The organism is Candidatus Poseidoniia archaeon, assembly GCA_030748895.1.
GTDB lineage: Archaea > Thermoplasmatota > Poseidoniia > MGIII > CG-Epi1 > UBA8886.
The window spans coordinates 21,378-38,563 of the sequence record JASMLC010000005.1 but is presented as its reverse complement, the minus strand read 5'-3'; the positions used below and the strand labels follow the sequence as shown (position 1 = coordinate 38,563).

General features: G+C 64.2%; 18 protein-coding genes. 9 read left to right on the top strand and 9 right to left on the bottom strand.

The features are described 5' to 3' along the window. Positions 1 to 47: 47 nt before the first annotated feature. Genes QGG57_03160 through QGG57_03150 form a run of 3 tightly spaced genes read left to right on the top strand, consistent with a single transcriptional unit; the run spans position 48 to position 2,424 of the window. Positions 48 to 851, top strand: a complete 804-nt coding sequence (locus QGG57_03160; GenBank protein MDP7007172.1) for a ZIP family metal transporter — start codon at positions 48 to 50, stop codon at positions 849 to 851. A gap of 17 nt (positions 852 to 868) precedes the next feature. Further along, complete coding sequence (gene orn, locus QGG57_03155) at positions 869 to 1,423, top strand: oligoribonuclease (GenBank protein MDP7007171.1); 555 nt, start codon at positions 869 to 871, stop codon at positions 1,421 to 1,423. Beyond that, positions 1,420 to 2,424, top strand: a complete 1,005-nt coding sequence (locus QGG57_03150; GenBank protein ID MDP7007170.1) for an NAD-dependent epimerase/dehydratase family protein — start codon at positions 1,420 to 1,422, stop codon at positions 2,422 to 2,424. The genes orn and QGG57_03150 overlap by 4 nt, the downstream gene beginning before the upstream one ends. A 168-nt stretch (positions 2,425 to 2,592) precedes the next feature. On the opposite strand, the gene QGG57_03145 is transcribed toward QGG57_03150, so the two are convergent. Beyond that, positions 2,593 to 2,793: a hypothetical protein gene (locus tag QGG57_03145; protein MDP7007169.1), complete on the bottom strand. Its 201-nt coding sequence runs from the start codon at positions 2,791 to 2,793 to the stop codon at positions 2,593 to 2,595. Then, positions 2,793 to 3,443: a metal-dependent transcriptional regulator gene (locus QGG57_03140; protein MDP7007168.1), complete on the bottom strand. Its 651-nt coding sequence runs from the start codon at positions 3,441 to 3,443 to the stop codon at positions 2,793 to 2,795. The genes QGG57_03145 and QGG57_03140 overlap by 1 nt, the downstream gene beginning before the upstream one ends. A gap of 64 nt (positions 3,444 to 3,507) precedes the next feature. Between QGG57_03140 and QGG57_03135 the strand changes: the two genes are divergently transcribed. Further along, positions 3,508 to 4,977 (top strand): M28 family peptidase, encoded by a 1,470-nt coding sequence (locus tag QGG57_03135; GenBank protein ID MDP7007167.1) that lies wholly within the window; start codon positions 3,508 to 3,510, stop codon positions 4,975 to 4,977. On the opposite strand, the gene QGG57_03130 is transcribed toward QGG57_03135, so the two are convergent. Beyond that, positions 4,974 to 5,585, bottom strand: a complete 612-nt coding sequence (locus tag QGG57_03130; protein MDP7007166.1) for a methyltransferase domain-containing protein — start codon at positions 5,583 to 5,585, stop codon at positions 4,974 to 4,976. The two genes, QGG57_03135 and QGG57_03130, sit on opposite strands and share 4 nt — an antisense overlap. A gap of 22 nt (positions 5,586 to 5,607) precedes the next feature. Then, the gene (locus QGG57_03125) at positions 5,608 to 6,171 is read right to left on the bottom strand and encodes a YbaN family protein (protein ID MDP7007165.1); all 564 of its coding nucleotides are present in this window, start codon (positions 6,169 to 6,171) and stop codon (positions 5,608 to 5,610) included. Positions 6,172 to 6,248: 77 nt separating this feature from the next. Between QGG57_03125 and QGG57_03120 the strand changes: the two genes are divergently transcribed. Genes QGG57_03120 through pyrI form a run of 3 tightly spaced genes read left to right on the top strand, consistent with a single transcriptional unit; the run spans position 6,249 to position 8,011 of the window. Next, on the top strand, positions 6,249 to 6,617 hold the full coding sequence (locus QGG57_03120) for an aspartate 1-decarboxylase (protein MDP7007164.1): 369 nt from the start codon (positions 6,249 to 6,251) through the stop codon (positions 6,615 to 6,617). Between the two features lie 30 nt (positions 6,618 to 6,647). Further along, positions 6,648 to 7,553 (top strand): aspartate carbamoyltransferase, encoded by a 906-nt coding sequence (gene pyrB, locus QGG57_03115; GenBank protein ID MDP7007163.1) that lies wholly within the window; start codon positions 6,648 to 6,650, stop codon positions 7,551 to 7,553. Further along, a complete protein-coding gene (gene pyrI / locus QGG57_03110; protein MDP7007162.1) occupies positions 7,553 to 8,011 on the top strand; it encodes an aspartate carbamoyltransferase regulatory subunit in 459 nt (152 codons plus the stop codon). The genes pyrB and pyrI overlap by 1 nt, the downstream gene beginning before the upstream one ends. Here pyrI and QGG57_03105 read toward each other — a convergent pair. Genes QGG57_03105 through ftsZ form a run of 5 tightly spaced genes read right to left on the bottom strand, consistent with a single transcriptional unit; the run spans position 8,008 to position 11,316 of the window. After that, on the bottom strand, positions 8,008 to 8,916 hold the full coding sequence (locus QGG57_03105; protein ID MDP7007161.1) for a carbamate kinase: 909 nt from the start codon (positions 8,914 to 8,916) through the stop codon (positions 8,008 to 8,010). The genes pyrI and QGG57_03105 overlap by 4 nt on opposite strands. Then, complete coding sequence (locus QGG57_03100) at positions 8,917 to 9,387, bottom strand: 50S ribosomal protein L11 (GenBank protein ID MDP7007160.1); 471 nt, start codon at positions 9,385 to 9,387, stop codon at positions 8,917 to 8,919. Then, the gene (locus QGG57_03095) at positions 9,387 to 9,926 is read right to left on the bottom strand and encodes a transcription elongation factor Spt5 (GenBank protein ID MDP7007159.1); all 540 of its coding nucleotides are present in this window, start codon (positions 9,924 to 9,926) and stop codon (positions 9,387 to 9,389) included. Before QGG57_03095 ends, QGG57_03100 begins: the two co-directional genes overlap by 1 nt. A gap of 8 nt (positions 9,927 to 9,934) precedes the next feature. Beyond that, the gene (locus QGG57_03090) at positions 9,935 to 10,174 is read right to left on the bottom strand and encodes a protein translocase SEC61 complex subunit gamma (protein MDP7007158.1); all 240 of its coding nucleotides are present in this window, start codon (positions 10,172 to 10,174) and stop codon (positions 9,935 to 9,937) included. Beyond that, on the bottom strand, positions 10,171 to 11,316 hold the full coding sequence (gene ftsZ, locus QGG57_03085; protein MDP7007157.1) for a cell division protein FtsZ: 1,146 nt from the start codon (positions 11,314 to 11,316) through the stop codon (positions 10,171 to 10,173). Before ftsZ ends, QGG57_03090 begins: the two co-directional genes overlap by 4 nt. An 82-nt stretch (positions 11,317 to 11,398) precedes the next feature. Between ftsZ and QGG57_03080 the strand changes: the two genes are divergently transcribed. Continuing rightward, complete coding sequence (locus QGG57_03080) at positions 11,399 to 16,732, top strand: hypothetical protein (GenBank protein MDP7007156.1); 5,334 nt, start codon at positions 11,399 to 11,401, stop codon at positions 16,730 to 16,732. A 38-nt stretch (positions 16,733 to 16,770) separates the two neighbouring features. Then, on the top strand, positions 16,771 to 17,172 hold the full coding sequence (locus QGG57_03075; GenBank protein ID MDP7007155.1) for a hypothetical protein: 402 nt from the start codon (positions 16,771 to 16,773) through the stop codon (positions 17,170 to 17,172). Positions 17,173 to 17,186 lie beyond the last annotated feature (14 nt).

Here is a 17,186-nt window from a genome sequence, read left to right as displayed (position 1 = left end):
TGGAGTATGAGGCAACGCTAAATACGCCTCTAAAATGGTCTGCGTCAGTGTTCGAATTTCTGGACGGATGGCATCCGGTTCAACAAGCATTGGCTGCCGGACTTTTCACCTGGGGTATGACTGCTGCTGGTGCCGGGCTGGTCTTTTTTTTCAAGGAGGTAGACAGGAAGATTCTGGATGCGATGCTGGGTTTTGCAGCAGGCGTAATGATTGCGGCCAGTTTCTGGTCATTGCTGGCGCCGGCGATTGAACACTCGGACAGTACAGTCCTGAATGGTATCCTTCCCGTACTGGTTGGTTTCCTGCTTGGAGGCGTTTGCATGCGAATAATCGACAGGTTTCTCCCCCACCTTCATCCCGGGGCGCCTCCTGAAGAAACTGAGGGAATTAAGACCACATGGCACAGGAGCATGCTTCTTGTTTCAGCAATTACGCTTCACAATATACCGGAGGGACTGGCAGTTGGCGTTGCATTCGGTGCAGCAGCCACAGGAGACAGTTTTGGTGCCGCTATTGCCTTGGCAATAGGCATAGGCTTACAGAACTTTCCAGAGGGAGCTGCAGTTTCCCTACCCCTAAGGAGAGAGGGTCTTTCAAGGAAAAAGAGCTTCTGGTGGGGTCAGCTATCTGCTCTGGTAGAACCAATTGCCGCAGTTCTGGGCGCTGCCGTGGTAGTGTACATGGATCCGCTCCTTCCATATGCACTTGCATTTGCTGCTGGCGCGATGATTTTCGTGGTGGTCGAAGAACTGGTACCCGAAGCGCATAGAGGCGGTCATGGAGACATAGCTACAATGGGTGTAATGCTCGGTTTCTCTGTTATGATGGTGCTTGATGTCGCGTTTAGTTGATAAAATTTAGGTTAGATATGGCCGGAGAACTTTTGTGGCTGGATTTGGAGATGACGGGGCTCGATTCAAATCATCACGACATCGTCGAGATTGCGACCGTCATCACCGACGCGCAGCTCGAGGTAATCGCCGAGGGGCCGGACCTGGTGGTGCATACCCACGAGGGGCGGCTGGAGCGGATGGGCGACTACGTCCACGATATGCACCACCGCTCGGGGCTGCTCGACGAAATCCGCGCTTCGGAGCTGACGCTGGCCGAGGCGGAGCAGCAGACGCTTGAGTTCATCGACTCACACCTTCCCGCAGACTACCGGCCGCCGCTCTGCGGCAACTCCATCGGCACCGACCGGCGGTTCATGGAGGCGCAGATGCCGACGCTCGAGAACCGCGCCCACTACCGCGTCGTCGACGTCTCGAGCATCAAGGAACTGGCGTGGCGCTGGTATCCCAAGGCGATGCGGCAAGCGCCGCCCAAGCTCGAGGCGCACCGCGCGCTGGGCGACATCCTGGAGTCAATCGCCGAGCTCAAGTTCTACCGCGCGCAGTTCATGCAGCCGCCGGAGAGCGCGTGAAGCGCGTAGTAGTCACCGGTGCCAACGGCCACGTCGGCTATTCCATCACGAAGCTGCTGGTCGCACGCGGCTACGACGTGCGCGCGACGGTGCGCGACGCCAGCGACCCCGCCCGCACGGCGCATCTCGAGGCGCTGGGCGTCGAAATCGCCGAGGCCGATTTGATGCGGCCGGAGACGCTCGCGCCGGTTATGGAGGGGCGCGACGGCCTGTTTCAGGTCGCCGCGGTCTACCGTAGCTGGGCGCGCGACCCGCAGCGCGAAATCATCGAGCCGTCGATAACCGGCGGCATCAACGCGCTGCGCGCGGCGCACGCGGCGGGCGTCGGGCGCGTGGTCTTCACGTCGTCGACCGCTGCCGTCGGCCGGGCGGGGCCGGACGGCGCGCCGCTGACCGAGGCGAACTGGAATGACGCGTCACGCCATCCCTACTCCTACGCGAAAACGGAGGCGGAACACCGCGCCTGGACCTTTGCCGAGGAGAGCGGGCTCGACCTGCTGGTCATCAACCCTACCGCAGTCATCGGCCCCGACTTTCACCGCCACACGCCTTCGACCGCGCCGTATCGCATGCTGCTGCGCGGCGAGCTGCGCCGCATTCCGCCCATCACCTACGGGCTGGTTGATGCGCGCGACGTCGCGCTGGGGCACGTGCTCGCCTACGAGACGCGGCAGGCGCGCGGCCGTCACATTCTCTGCACCGAGTGCCTGCCGGCGGCGGAGCTGGTGGCGCTGGTGCGCGACATCGACCCCACCATCACGGTGCCAACCCGCCAGGCGGCGCTCTGGCAGGTGCGCGCGCTGGCGCGGCTCGAGCAGTTCCGCAGCTGGTTTGGGCGCGAGCCGCGGCTGACGCCGGAAACCGTGCGCGAATATCTCGGCAAGCCGACGGCTTACGATACGAGCAAGGCGCGCCGCGCGCTGGGCTGGCATCCGCGCCCCATTCGGCAGACCGTTCGCGACACGCTGGAATGGGTGCGCGACCACCCCGAACTTCTCTGACGACCGATATTTAAGGCAGGCGCGAGCTCATGACCCGCTTCCAGACCGGTGGTAGTAGCGCCAGCCAGAAGCAGCCGAAGTAGCCGGTCGGCAGCTACGGCGCGTCGGGCAGCGACCGTAGCTGGTGGTACGGCCGCGAAGCGGTGAGGTGATGCTCGGGGTGCCGCGTCAGCTCGACCAGCACCAGCGGCTGAGCCGCGCGTCCGACTGCCACGAGTGGTGCACCGCGACGCGCTCGCCCAGCAGCAGGTCGAGCAACGGATAGGCGAAGAGCGCCAGCCCGATTCCGGCGCCCGGCCACGCGTAGCCGAGGTTGCCGGCGATGACCACGGCTGGCAGCAGCAGGCTCAGGAGATACTGTGGCCGCATCAGCGGTCCAGGATAATACGCTGCGCGAGCTGCTCGTCGACCGCCAGCTCGCCTTGCGGGGTCGCCAGCGACCAGCCGCCGCCGTCGGCGGCAACCACCCTGACGCGAGCGCCGGGCTTCAGTCCGGCGCTCGCGAGCGAGAGCGTCATGTCGGCCGAGTCGAGGATGGCGCGCACGCGCGCCTCGTCGCCCGTAGCGAGCCGCGACAGCGGTACCACGCTGGGATGCGCGCACGCCTCGCAGTCGCGGTTCAGTTCCTGACAGACCGCCGCTTCCGAGTCGTCGGGCGAGATGCCGAGCAGGTTGCAGAGCCGCGTCTCGATGTCGCGCGTCAGGATGTGTTCCATGCGGCACGCGACCGTGTCGGCTTCGCCCTGCTCGACCCCCAGCACTTCGACCAGGAAGCGTTGCAACAGGTCGAAGCGATGTTCCATCTCCGCGGCTACGTGCAAGCCTTCGTTGGTCAGCAGCACACCGTGGTAGGGCTGGTAGTCGAGGAATCCTTCGCTGCCGAGCCGCTGCACCATCTCGGTCACGGTCGCCGGCGTCAGCCCGGTCTGCTGCGCCAGGTCGGTGGTGCGCACGCGGTCGCCCGCGGCGGACAGCGAGTAGATGTGCTTGAGCATCATCTCGGCGCTCTCGGATACCATCGCCATCCCCTTGCGTGCTGCGTATAAGCGGATTGCGCTTATTAGCGCGCCACGCTGGCGCCCCGTGCAATTTCCCTCCAGCCTCGAGACGACGCGCGGCCGCATTATCGCGGTGGCGCTGGTGCTGCTGCTGCTTGTCAGCGGCGCGGCCGCCTGGGTCTGGTGGCCGTTCGGGGAGCCGGAGGTGGAGTTCATCGCCTTCGACTACCAGCGCGCCTACGAGGACATCGAGGCGCTGACTGCCAACGGCCCGCGCTTTGCCGGCAGCGAGGGCGAGCGGCTGGGCGCCGAATATGTCGCCGCCCAGTTCACGGCGGCGGGGCTGTCGCGCGTTACGGTACACCCCGTGCCGTGGACGCTCTACGAGCCGGATGGGGCGCAGGAGCTGACCATCGCTCGCGAGGAGCGGGACCCGTTTCTGGGAGCAACGATTGACCGCGACGAACAGCAACTGTCGCATCTCGAGGACTTCACCGTGCTCGCCTTCTCGGGGTCGCTCGATGACTCCGACATCGAGGCGGTCTTCGTCGGCAACGGCGACGACGCTAACTACTCCGCTACCGGCTCGGTCTCCGGCCGTGCGGTGCTGGTCGCCAACGACTACTCATCCAGCTACAGCGAACTCTACCTGCGGGCACTCGATAATGGCGCGGCAGTTTCGCTGATTTACGACGCGGGGCGCGACTGGCCAATTGGCAAGGCGTCCTACGGGGTCGACGCGCGCGGCCACTCGGTCCCGTTCCCCGAAGCATATCCCGAATATGCTGACAGCCTGATTCCGCACCTGATGCTTTCCCAGACCGCGGGCCAGCAATTGCAGGACTGGATTGACGCTGCCGAAGGGGATGATGACGAGTCGGCGCTCGTCGATCTGGATATAAATGTCATAATCGAGCCGCGCGAAACCTATGTCACCACTGGCGACATAATCGGCAAGTCGTCGCAAATCGTGATGCTCGGCGCGCACATGGACACGCATTACGTCGGCGACGGCGCGGTCGACAATACCGTCGGCACCGCCGAAGTCATCGAGATGGCGCGCCAGTTCGCGCAGGCGGGCGAGCTGGAATACACGGTGCGCTTCGCGACGTGGGGCGCCGAGGAGCTAGGATTGCTCGGCTCGTACGGCTACTTTTTGCAGAACGAAGCGGCCCTGCAGAGCGACTTACGGCTCTACCTGAATTTTGACATGACCCACGCTGACCTTGGGGAGAGCGGCGACCGCATCCCGTTCGAGGTCAACGACCCCGACCTGAAAGCAGAAATCGAGGCGGTCATGCAATTGTGGCGCGAACGGTTCCCCGCGCTGGCAACTGATTACCAGACGCCAGTCAGCTACTCAGCCGCGGCGGGGCCGTCCGATCACCGCACCTTCGCGATGGAGGGCTTCACGACCGCCACTGGCTACGGCTCCGGGTCGGCTGAGTACCATACCAAGTATGACACTATCGAGCAAATTAACGCCGAGTCGCTGCAAATCGCGCCGCAAATCCTCGGGAGCTACGGCCTGCACGTCGCGCGCCACGGCCTCTAGGTGGGCAGCCGCGTCACAATCAGCCGCGACTTGATGCGGTTGACGATATCGTCGCTCACGATTTCCAGCCCGCACGCCTCCAAAAGCTCCGGAAGGTCGAAGTGCTCGCCCAGCCCCAGCTTCCGTCGCACCGGGTTCCACGCGCGCCAGAGTTTCCCCGGTTCGTCCTTGTAGTGGTTGACCACCACCAGCTTGCCACCGGGTCGGGTGACGCGCATCATCTCGCGCAGTACCACTTCCGGCTCCGCCACGACGGCAATCGCGTGCGCTACCACTGCGTGGTCGAACGTACCGTCGTCGAATTCCAGCTTGTGCGCGTCCATCTGGTGCAGCGTCACCTCCGCAGCTACCTCGCCCTTGTCAATCCGCTTGCGTGCCTTCTTCAGCATCGCCGCGCTGAAGTCGAGCGCGTCGACCCTGACGCCGGCTACGTAGTGGCGCAGCGAAATGCCGGTGCCGACTCCCACTTCCAGCACCCGCTCGCCCTGCTGTGCGTCGAGCGCCTCGACCATCCGTGTATGCCCTTCGGCGAAGCTGGGCGCGAAAACGCGGTCGTAGACCGGCGCATAAATCTTGTAGGCGGTGTTAGTATCCTTACGCGCTGCCACGCCGCGCGAACGCTCGAGCAACTTAAGCCCTTGCTGTCAGTCCAGCGGCAATCACGGCCCCCGCCAGCGCCAGCAGTTGCAGCGGCCCGGCCGCCAGCCATGCTATCGCCGCGAACAGCGCCGCGCAAGCGGCGCCAAGGATGCGCAGCAGCCAGCGCATATTCGCTTCGCGGTCGGTGTGCTGCGTCGGGATGTGCAGGCCGACAAACCAGGCGCCGATGACGCCAGCCAGCAGCACCGTCGCCTGCCCGTAGCCCGGGTCGCCCAGCCGCGTCAGCGCGTAGACCGCGTATGTAACGGCGACCCACATCATCGCAATCGTGTAGACCTTCGAGCGGAACGGCATCCCCAGCCCGGCGCGGTAGTCGCGGACGTAGTGGCCGAAGACCGGGTGGTGCAGCAGCCAGTTGTAGAACATCTCCGAGCCGCGCGCGTAGAACGCCGCCGCCAGCACGTAGAACGAGACGGTCGGCAGTCCCGGCACATACGCGCCGATGGTGCCGATGGCGACGCAAGCGTGGCCCAGCAGCATCCAGACGCTGCGCGCCAGTGGATTGCGCGCCAGCCTCAGGCCGGTATCTTCCATGGGCGCCGCCCCCTGTTGCGCAGGTATAAACCGTTGCGCATGCAAACGCTTTAAGCGCGCGAGAGCGGGGGCCGCGCATGCGGCTTACGCTGCTCAAATCGAAGCTGCACAACCTGTGCGTCACCGCGGCCGACCTCGAATACGAAGGCTCCATCGGCCTCAGCGCCGACCTGCTCAAGGCGACCGATATCGGGGAGCACGAGCAGGTGCACATCTGGAACATCACCCGCGGCACGCGGTTGGTGACCTACGCCATGCTCCACCCCGGCCAGGGCGAGGCGTGCGTCAACGGCGCCGCGGCGCACATGGCCGAGCCGGGCGACCGTGTCATCGTCGCCACTTTCGCCGGGATGACTCCTGCCGAAGCCGGGGAATGGCAGCCACGCATCGTCATCCTCGGCGAAGGCAATCGCGTCCTCGAAACCCGGCGTGGCGCGCCAAGTTAACCCTAAAAGACCCCCCTCCCTGCGCCCGCCGTGGACCACGTCGTCACCATACAGGACCTCGCCGATGACGAAATCGCGTCCATTATCGACCGCGCACGCGAGCTACTGCCGGTAGCGCGCGGCGAAAAGCGCAGCGACACACTCGCCGGGAAAATCCTCGCCACCTGCTTCTTCGAACCCTCGACGCGCACGCGGCTCTCCTTCGAGACCGCCATGCACCGGCTGGGCGGCAACATCATCGGCTTCGCCGACCCGAAGGCGACTTCGCACCTGAAAGGCGAGACGCTGGCTGACGCGGTGCGAATGGTCGCCGGCTACGCTGACGCGATTGTGCTGCGCCACCCGCAGGAAGGCTCGGCGCGACTGGCGGCTGAAATCTCCGACGTCCCGGTAATCAACGGCGGCGACGGCGCGGGACAGCACCCGACGCAGACGCTGCTCGACCTCTTCACGATTCGCGAGGAACTGGGCAAGCTGGAGGGGCTGACGGTCGGCCTTCTCGGGGATTTGCGCTACGGCCGCACGGTCCACTCGCTCGCTGCGGCGCTGGCGCGCTACGATGCTACGCTGCACTTCATCGCGCCCCGGAGTCTGGCGATGCCGCGCCGCGTGACCACGGGCTTGCCCGACGGCTGGAGCGCGCACACTGCGCTCGACGAGGTGCTGCCGGAGCTGGACCTGCTCTACGTCACCCGCATACAGAAGGAGCGCTTCCCCGACCCGGAGGACTACGTACGGATTGCTGGCGCCTACACCATTTCGGCCGAGACGCTGCGCGACGCGAAGCCAGAACTGCGAGTACTGCACCCGCTCCCGCGCGTCGGCGAGATTGCGACCGACGTTGACGAGACCGACCACGCCGCCTACTTCCGACAGGCGTTCAACGGCGTCCCGGTGCGAATGGCACTGCTGGAAATGCTGCTCGGGGGCGACTGATGGCGGACAACCTGCTCAAGGTGCAGCCGATTCGTAACGGCACCGTGATTGACCACCTGCACGCTGGTGCCGGGCTAAAGATTCTCGATATCCTCGACGTGGCGGGCACCGGTAATACGGTCAGCCTGCTGATTAACGTTCCCAGCTCCAAGCAGGGGCGCAAGGACATCATCAAGATTGAGGACCGCGAACTGACCGATAGCGAAACCGAGCGCATCGCGCTGCTCTCGCCCGGCGCGCACGTCAACATCATTCGCAACTATTCGGTCGCCGAGAAGACGGCGGTCGAAATTCCCGAGGAAGTTTCCGGGGTCGCGCGCTGCCCCAACACCAACTGCATTTCCAACAACGAACGTGGCGCCGCCAGCCGGTTGCTGCTGCGCAGCCGCGAGCCGCTCCAGCTGGCGTGCGCTTACTGCGCGCGGTTGGTAGCTGAGGAAGAACTGCAGTTCCTCTAGGCGACGACTCGCGTTCCCGCTTCGCCCGCGAGCGCTGCCATCACTTTCCCGGTCGCGGTGATGATGGCCGCTTCGCCGCCGCGCTCGACAAAGTCGAGCGCGGCGCGTACTTTGGGTCCCATCGAGCCGGCCGGGAATTCGCCCGCGCCGTAGTGGCTGCGCAGCTCGGCGACACCCACTTCGCCCAGCGGCCGCCGGTCGGGGCCGACCCAGACGTGCTCGACGTCGGTGGCGATAATCAGGTGCGTCGCGTTCAGCTGCTGCGCCAGCATTCCTGCCACCGAGTCCTTGTCGATGACCCCTTCGACGCCGCGCCAGCGGTTGCCGTCGCGAACTACCGGCGTCCCGCCGCCACCGGCGGTGATACAGAGCATGCGGTTCTCGAACAGTGAGCGGATGATATCCAGCTCGAGCACTCGCAACGGCGTGGGCGAGACGACCAGCCGCCGCACCCCCTGCTCGCCTTCGGCCAGGGCCCAGCCGCGCGCTTCCAGCTCGGCGCGCCGTTCCGCCGGATACCAGGGGCCGACCGGCTTGCGCGGTTCGCCCAAATCGGGAGCGACTTCGACCTGCGCCAGCATGGTCATGACATCGCGACTGCCACCCGCGCCAGCGATGATTTCGCGCACGGTGCGCTCGAGCAGGTAACCGAGGCCGCCCTGCGTGTCGGAAACAAGGTGGTCGAGCGGACGCTCGGGGGTTTCAGGGCGCCCCGCTTCGGCGCGCAGCAGCGCGTGCCCTACCTGCGGGCCGTTGCCGTGCGTCAGCAGCAGCCGGTCGCGGCCCGTCAGCAATTCCGCCAGCGGTGCCAGCGAAGCGTACGCACGCCGCAGCTCGCCTTCGACGCTGCCGTCGTCGCCGGACTGCTGGAGGGCGTTACCACCCAGCGCCAGCACGGCGCGCATTCAGAACCGGTCGTCGTAGTCGCCGGCGCGTAGCTTGGCCTGGAACGCCTTGGGGTCCTGCCCCTCGCAGGTCAGCCCCATCGACTTGGCGACACCCAGGATTTCGGAGGTCATCGCCTTCAGGTCGCCGCCCGTCAGTGCGGGTGCCTTCTGCTTGGCAACGGTCATTGCCTGCTCGAGGGTCATGTCGGCTGCGATGACGGTTCCCGCTTCGCCCGACCCCTTGGCGAGGCCGAGAACCTGCTTGACCAGCGACGCCGCGGGGGGCGTGCCGACCGAGATGCTGAAGGATTTGTCATCGGCAACCTTCACCTTGACTGGCACTTTCATGCCTGCCATTTCCTTCGTTTTAGCGTTAATTTCGTCGATGACGGCCTTGACGTTGACGCCGCTCGGGCCGAGTGCCGGCCCGAGCGGCGGTCCCGCGTTGGCCTTGCCTGCTTCGACTAGGGCTTCGACGGTCTCGCCCATCAGTTCGGCTCCTTCTCGAGCACGCGGACGTGGTCGCCGCGGACGGTAATCGGAATGGGAACCATCGCCTCGAACAGCTCGACAGTCACCTCTTCCTTGCCTTCGTCGATGCGCTGGACGCGCGCCTTCTCGCCCTTGAACGGCCCGGCGATGACTTCGACGATGTTGCCCTCGGCGATGCCGGTTACGGCCGGCGGCGGGGTCAGGTGCGGCTTCAGCTCCTCGAGGGTGCTGGTGCCGAAGGAGTCGGGCTGCTTGGAACGGCCGTAGCCGATTCCCTTGACCATCACCATGCCGCGGGCGTGCGTCAGCCCTTTCAGGTTGTCGCGCAGCAGCTCGGGGCTGTTGGTCTCGACAAACACGAAGCCGCGCAGTTTGGAGGGCGCCAGGATTGACCAGACCGGCGCGCCGCTGCGGCGAACGCGGTCGGCGAGCCGCTCGCCGGCGGTCTGCTCGCGCCCGATGGCGGTCTTCATGATGTAGATGCTCGCCTCCGCGGAAGGCGTTTCAGGCTCTGTTTCGTCTTCGAAGGTTGCCATGGTTAATCCTAGATTCCCAGTACGTCGCTGATTATGGGGGGGACTTTCAGCCAGATGTAGTAGACTATGAAGCCAATCAGGCCGACAATACCGATGCCGATTCCGACAATCCACGAGGACTTGATGAACTCGTCGTAGGTCGGCTTGCGCGCCAGCCTCAGCACGCGCCCGAACCGGCCGCGGCCAATGCGCCGGAAGCGGTCCTCGAGACCCTGTTGCGTATTCCAGATTCGCTTGATGTAGCTCATTGCACGAAGTCTATCCCGTAGCGCGCCACCAGTTCATCTTCGACTCCTTCTGGAGGACCAAGTATCTGGGATGATTTCACACCAGTTACTACAAGCATCACACGAATGGAATGCTCGAGAGAAGAATCGATGGAAGCTCCCCAGATGATTCGGGCCTCCTTATTAATCTTGGCATTCACTTCGCGCACCACTTCGTGCGCTTCCTGCAGAGTCATGTCGTCACCGCCGGTGACGTTGATGAGCGCGCCCGAAGCCTGGCTGATATCGACCTCCAGCAGTGGCGACGAGAAAGCATACTGCACCGCCTCGGCCGCACGGTCCGCACCCTGCGCCTCGCCGGTGCCAATCATCGCTACCCCACCCTCACCCATGATTGAACGCAGGTCGGCGAAGTCGATGTTGACCAGTCCACTGCGGGTGGTGATTTCAGACATGCAGCGAATCGCCCCACCGAGGATGGCGTCGGCCTTGCGGAACGCTTCGTTGAGCGGTAGCTGCGCGATTTCCTCCTGCAGCAGTTTGTCGTTGGGAATCACGATAACTGTGTCGGCCACCTTGCGCAGCCGCTCCAGCCCCTGTTTCGCATTCTTGGCGCGCCGGGCTCCTTCGTTACTGAACGGCAGCGTGACGATTGCGATGGTGAGCGCCTCCTTTTCCTTGGCAAATCGCGCCATTACCGGCAGCGCGCCGGTACCGGTGCCGCCGCCGAGCCCGCCAGTCAGGAATACGATGTCCGCTCCGTGGCAGGCGTTGAGCAGGTCATCCCGTGCTTCCTCTGCGGCCCCCTCGCCGAGGCGGGGCTCGGCGCCAGCGCCGAGCCCCTTCGTGAGCTGCTTGCCGATGAGCATGCGGTGAGGTACCCGCGCCGCGAGCAAGTGCTGCGCGTCGGTGTTCAGCGCCAGCATCTCGACACCGTCAATTCCTTCACGGTAGAGCCGCTCGAGGGTGTTGTTGCCAGCGCCGCCGGCGCCGATAATCAGGATATTGGTGCTGAGGTTCGCGACCAGCTCCTGCAGCTCGCGCTCGTTAGCTTCACCACGGAAGCCATTGTCCGCCTCAAGCCGCTCCTGTTTCACCTCGGTTGCGGGCTCCTGCGGTTCCTCTTCCGCCGGCACCTCTGCCGGGCTTTCATCCTCAGGCATATTCGGCTGGACTTTCCTCCTTTATTTAAAGCTCAGGCTTTCCGGCCACCTATAAATACCGCAGGTTTCTCCAAGTAGCGTCATGACCCCCCGTCGTCGAGTGCTGGTGCTGGGAATCGCCCTGCTGATAATCCTGCAGCCGCTCCTCGCGGGCGCGACAACCCATTCGCCGGGCGGTGGCGACGGGAGCGACTACGGCTCCGCCGCGGTGATGGAGGAACTCTTCGGGTCGCTGGAACTGCATCGGCAGGAACAGGCGAGTCTGGTTGGCGAGGAGCTGGCACTGCTGCGGCAGCTGCACGACGGCAGGATTGCCAATTTTTCGCTGCTCGAGGACCAGCGGCAGACGCTGGCAGAACTCAACGCGACCGAGGAGGTGAATGCGTCGGTCGACATGGCCGAGATGAGCTGGGAATACGGCGACCGCGGCTTCATGCCGGTGGTGGTGGACGACCCGCAGCCGCAACAAGCTCGCATTATGGGGGAAATGATTGAAAACGAGGAGATGTGGCAGGATACCATGCTTGGCACGGCCGCGTCGCTGTTCCTCCAGACATACCTGATCTACTGGGCCTATGACGCTAACGGGGATGGTAATATCTCCGTAGAAGAGGAGGGCATCGAGGAGAAGGACCTGATTACCACACTCTTTGGCTCCTCGACCTCGCTCTTGACAGCCTGGGTTAACGCTACCCTCCCCCCCGGGAACCCTTTCGTGGACATTTTCATATTACTCATCAGCTCCCTTGACGAAAGCGACATCTCCTGGGTCAACATTGATGTTACCGGTGACGGCAACGACGACGTCCGCTGCCGGTTGGTGCCGATTATCGGGAACCTGATAGAGCAGTCGGATGCCAACCCCTTCGACGGCGATGTTCAGGTGGGGGCCGAAGGCGGCCTTTCATTCGAGTTTGAAGAGTTGCCTGGCGTGGAACTGGACCAGCTACTGGAAATAGCGGTGATTCGCGGCGCAACCTATACCGGCGATCAGGGCGAGGACCTGACCTACATCTGGACCGTGGATACGCAGTTCCAGGACGTACCTGACACCTATGACTGGGAGGGTACAACCGATGATTTTGCAATTTATCTTAATGCGAGTGGAATCAACCCTGGTGACCTGACCAGCCTGAACGCACCCTATAACCTGCGCTACCACATCAACGCCGACCAGTCCAACTCGTCCGATAATGGTGTCGAGGGGCTGACGATTACCCCTGGCTACATCAAGTACAACTGGTCACGCGGCGGTACCCCGGAAGAACCCTTGCCAGCGATAGAGGAGATGTCTTTCGTCAAGCTCAACATCTCCAATCCACGTGGCAAGATTCCGGCCGAGCTGGAACTGCGCATTATCTCCGATGACGAGGATGGCGTCGATCGCGATGCACTCGAGTTGTATGCCAGACTTGTCGATCGCGACGACCCGCTTGAGCAGGACGCCAGTTTCAATCTGGACTTCCACTATTACGAGTACAACGTCGCCCCGCGCGATGGGAGCGACCCGTTTCTGTCGCATATAGTCGCCGAACTGGAGGGAATTCCGAGCTGCGACCGTGGCTTGCTTCCGGGGGAACCGTTCGCCTGCCTCAGCGACCGTCCCGGCACCTCGCTCTGGCTGGAGGTGCGTAACGAATCGACCGATGAGCAGAACCGCACCGTGGTCGAGTTCAGCTCTACGCAGCGTCTCAAGTCACTCGTTTACGGCGACTATGAGTATCTTTCCTCCACTGAGGTGGGAGCGGCGTGGGGCGAGCATGACTACCGCATCTTCACCGGCGTGGTGATGCAGGACCTGCCGCAGCATGTCCTGCTCGAAGGGTCATTCACGCTCTTCGACGACGACTCCCTGCCACCGGTACAGGACCTTGGTAACTTGGTGGGAGACTTCCTGAACAACATGATGTTCGCGTTGGCTAGCAAGCTGGTGACCATCGGTCGCATCCTGCGCTCCATCCCGCAGGCAGTACTCGGCGTCACTGTGGGTGAGGGCGCCGGCGAGGTACGGCTCACGATGCGTACCCGCTCCGGCGAGAAGGCCTGGCTCGGGAAGCTCGAGTTCTGGATTACCAGCCACGCCTGGCTGACGCTGCCGGCAGGCGACGACTACTTCGCGATTTACAACGAGACCGCATGGCTGGCGGCCAACTCGCCCGCACCGGGCCGCGCCGCCGTTTCGGGCGAAAACCTGGATTACAGCTTCAGCGGCCGCCTGACGGGAGTCGGCGACGCCTACTATTCCTCGGAGGGGAGCGACCGCACGGTCGAGCTCTCGGTGCAGCCGGGCCGCGACCATCCGTTGCGAGTCTACTTCGAAGGGGTTGACGCGGCGGGCGCGACGACCCACTGGGCCAACGTCACCTTCAGCGACATCCCGACCGAGATTGCGCTGGAGATGCAGGGCGGCTCGGTGCAGTACAGCGGTGGACCGGTGGGAGACCCGCACGGCGACCGAGTGATGGAGTCCATCACCTTCACCAGCTTGGCGGACGACATCTATACCCGCTTCGCGCTCGAGCACCTGCCGGGCGACGCCGAAATCGCGGTTGACGGCAGCGACATGCGGCTGCTGACCGACAGCTGGTTCAACTTCAGCTTCGCCATCACCAACCAGACTGCGGACGGCGTCGCGACCGCGCAGATATGGGACGAGTCGGTCTTCGACGGTAATTGGGTGCTGCTCTACCGCGACCGCGTCGGCGCCCCCGACGAGTCGGCGTCGCTGGCGGGACAACTCAACTGGCTCCAGTCGCTGCGACTCGATAGCGCCGGCGACATGGCCGACTTCCAGATTCAGCACCGGCAGCCGGTGCAGTTCAAGGTGGGGGCGGTCGACCTGACCGACTACGGGTCACCCACTGCCGGGCTCAACGCCTACGTGCTGGTCGACCCGCTGCCGGTCAACCTGACCGTGCGGGTGCCACTGCTCGATGCAGATGACCTGCCGGCCGGTGTCGGCAATGTAAGTTCACTGGGCGACGTGGCGCGGCTGATTGAGGCGCTATCCGATTTGGGGGAGGCGATGGTGCAACTGGTCTCCGACCTGTCTCTGAACCTGATTTCCAACGTCGAGTCGTTCGAGACTGTCGCACGCTTCATCTATTCGGTCGAGGAGGAAGTGGCGATTACGGCCTGGATTGACAAGGGCAATGTCTCGCTGCTGGAGGAGCCACCGCGCTGGGTGCAGGGGCTCTGGTCAGACCAGCTGGATGTGGGTGACGAAGAGGTTCTCGCGGCGCGCCTGCTGTTGCCGGGGCTGCCGCGACTGGTCGACGCCGACTACCTTTCGCGCGGCGACGACCTGCGGCTGCTGCTCGACCTGAAGCAGTATAACCACGAGGCGACCGCCGACTACCTCTTCTTCCGCGAGCACGGCATTTTCGGCCCGAAGTTCACCGCCTACATCGCCGACATACCGCAATCACTCGACCTGGCGATTGATGCCAACCTGACCATCAACGCCACTGTCGAGAACTTCACCCTCGCCGGCTCAATCGATTTCGAGAGCACCCAGCCGGTCGGCCCCATTTATATACGCGTCGAGGAGGACGGTGAGCGTCCTTACTCGCTCGAAATCCTGCTGCCGCAACTGCCGCGCGACCTCTCGCTGGAGCTGGATATCAAGGCCGACCGTATGGTCCTCAACCTGAGTGCCAGCGAGGCAGTGGACCACGTCGTCTTTGCGGCCGAGCTGGGCGATACGGCGCGGCTCGAGAGCGAATGGGTCAACGGGCTCTCGCTGGTACGCTCCGGAGAGGGCGATATGAGCGTCAAGGCGTATTTGCGCGGCATCTCGCCGCAGCTCTCAATCGAGTACCGCGACCGGCCCGACGGGACTTCGCTGGGGCTCGCAGCGACCGATTTCAATGCCGGGGGTGATATGGAGGAGCTGGTGGCGCAAGTTTCCGGTGTCGACAACAAGTCGCTCGACCTGCGGCTGGGCGACCTCCCCGCCAACCTGGATGCGACCGCGCTACTGCTGGTGGAAACCGACGTCGGGGGCGACCCGGTCAGCGCCAACCTGACGATTACTACCGACCAGCCGCTCGGCACGGTCTACGGCCGCGTGACCGACGCGGTGCGCGAGATGGACGTCGAAATCGCGTTGCCGGAGCTCCCGGAGTCGGCGTCGCTGGGCGCCACGCTGGGCGACACCGTCGGGCTCGAATTCTCGTCGCTGGTAGCGATTCCACGCGCGACGCTGGCGGCCGACGTCGGCAGCGTCCCGGAACCGGCGTACTGGACCCACGGCGCGGTGTTGCGGCAAGCGGGCGACAACGTTTCGCTGCGCTTCCACCTGACCGGCCTGCCGCAGGCGGCATCGCTACAGCTGGCGACCGGCGAGCCCGACGTAATCAGCCTCGACTTGCAGGGCTGGTCGCCCGAGCGCGACTGGGTCTGGCTTGATATTGACCGCGGGACCGCCGGCACCGGGCTGCGCCTGTTCCTCGACGACATCCCGTCCGGGAGTGATCTGGTCGGGACCTTCAGCTTCGGCAAGGACTCGGCCGCCGGCATCGACAGCGATTCGGTCTTCGACATCTCGGCCTCGAAGGGGCTGGGACGCGCCTACTTCCGTTCGCATAACCAGACCGGCCGCTCCATCAACGAAATCATCCTCTCCGAGGTGCCGCACGAATTGCGGGCGAAGGTGCTGGTGGGACGCGAGGTGCGCTTCAACTTCCATTCGTCCTCCGGGCAGGAGCTGCTGATGGCGCGTTCGACCAGCGACCGCTACGGTGGCTGGCGCACGGCGACCGCGCTGGTGCACGACGTCCCTGCTTTCTTCGACATGCAGATAGAACCCAACTACGATTTCGACATGGACCTGCCGTTCATGTTCCAGGGCTTCCCCAACGTCGTTGTGCAGGTCTCCGAGCCGGGGATGGACGTGGTGCTACAGCTCGACCCGGGCTATACCGGCGGCCACAGCGGCACCTGGCTGGATGCGACCGACCTGGGCAATGACACCCGGCTCTACATCGACGGCTACGCGTACGTAATTGACGCGCCGAACGGTATTGGCGAGGCGTTCCTGCGCAGCACCAATTCGCCGGCGACGCCGCAGTTTACACTGCACTACCTCGAACTCCACGCCGTGGGGGTCGAGCACGTACGTATCACGCCGCACGAGCTGTTCGGTGTCTACCCGGTCTTCGAGCTGAGCGAGGCGCGTGGTGGCGAGCTGGGCATTGCGATTGCAGGCGAATTGCGGCTGGGGCCGCTGACGCTCGACACCGCCGCGATGCTGCTCGACATACGGCTGCGCGAGGTGGGTGGGCTGCCGCTCATTCCGGGCTGGCTCGAGTATCAGCGCGGCGGCCTCGACACCGAGCTCGGCGCAGGCGAGCGGCACTACATCCTGCCCGAGCCCGGCACCAGCTTCTTCGCATCACTGGGGGCGAGCCTCTGAATCGCGAACAGCAGCGACTGCTGCTGCGCATCAGCGCGGTGGGCGCCATCCTGCTGCTGCTCTGGGCCGGCTGGGCGTACGCCATCCCGCGCACTGAGTTGCGGGTCGAAACGGTCTACCACCACTCCTACTCGGGCAATTTTATCCAGTGTCGCGTTACCAACGAAGGGACCCTCGCCTTCTCGGGGCTGGAGATTGAGATGTCGGTCTGGAACGACACCCTGCTCGTCGAGCAGCAATCGTGGCGCCCCGGCACACTGGCGGCGCACCAGTCGGTCAAGCTCCCGTCGCTGGTTTACCACGAACCATCAGCCTTCGACTACCAGCTGCTGCTGACTATCCGCTTCAGTGACGGGAACGGTCCGCACGAGCTGCGCTGGGCGTACGAAATCTCCGAATACGGTAACCTCGCCTGGAGCGAAACTTACCGTCAGGTCTGAAAAGGCTTTTTTGC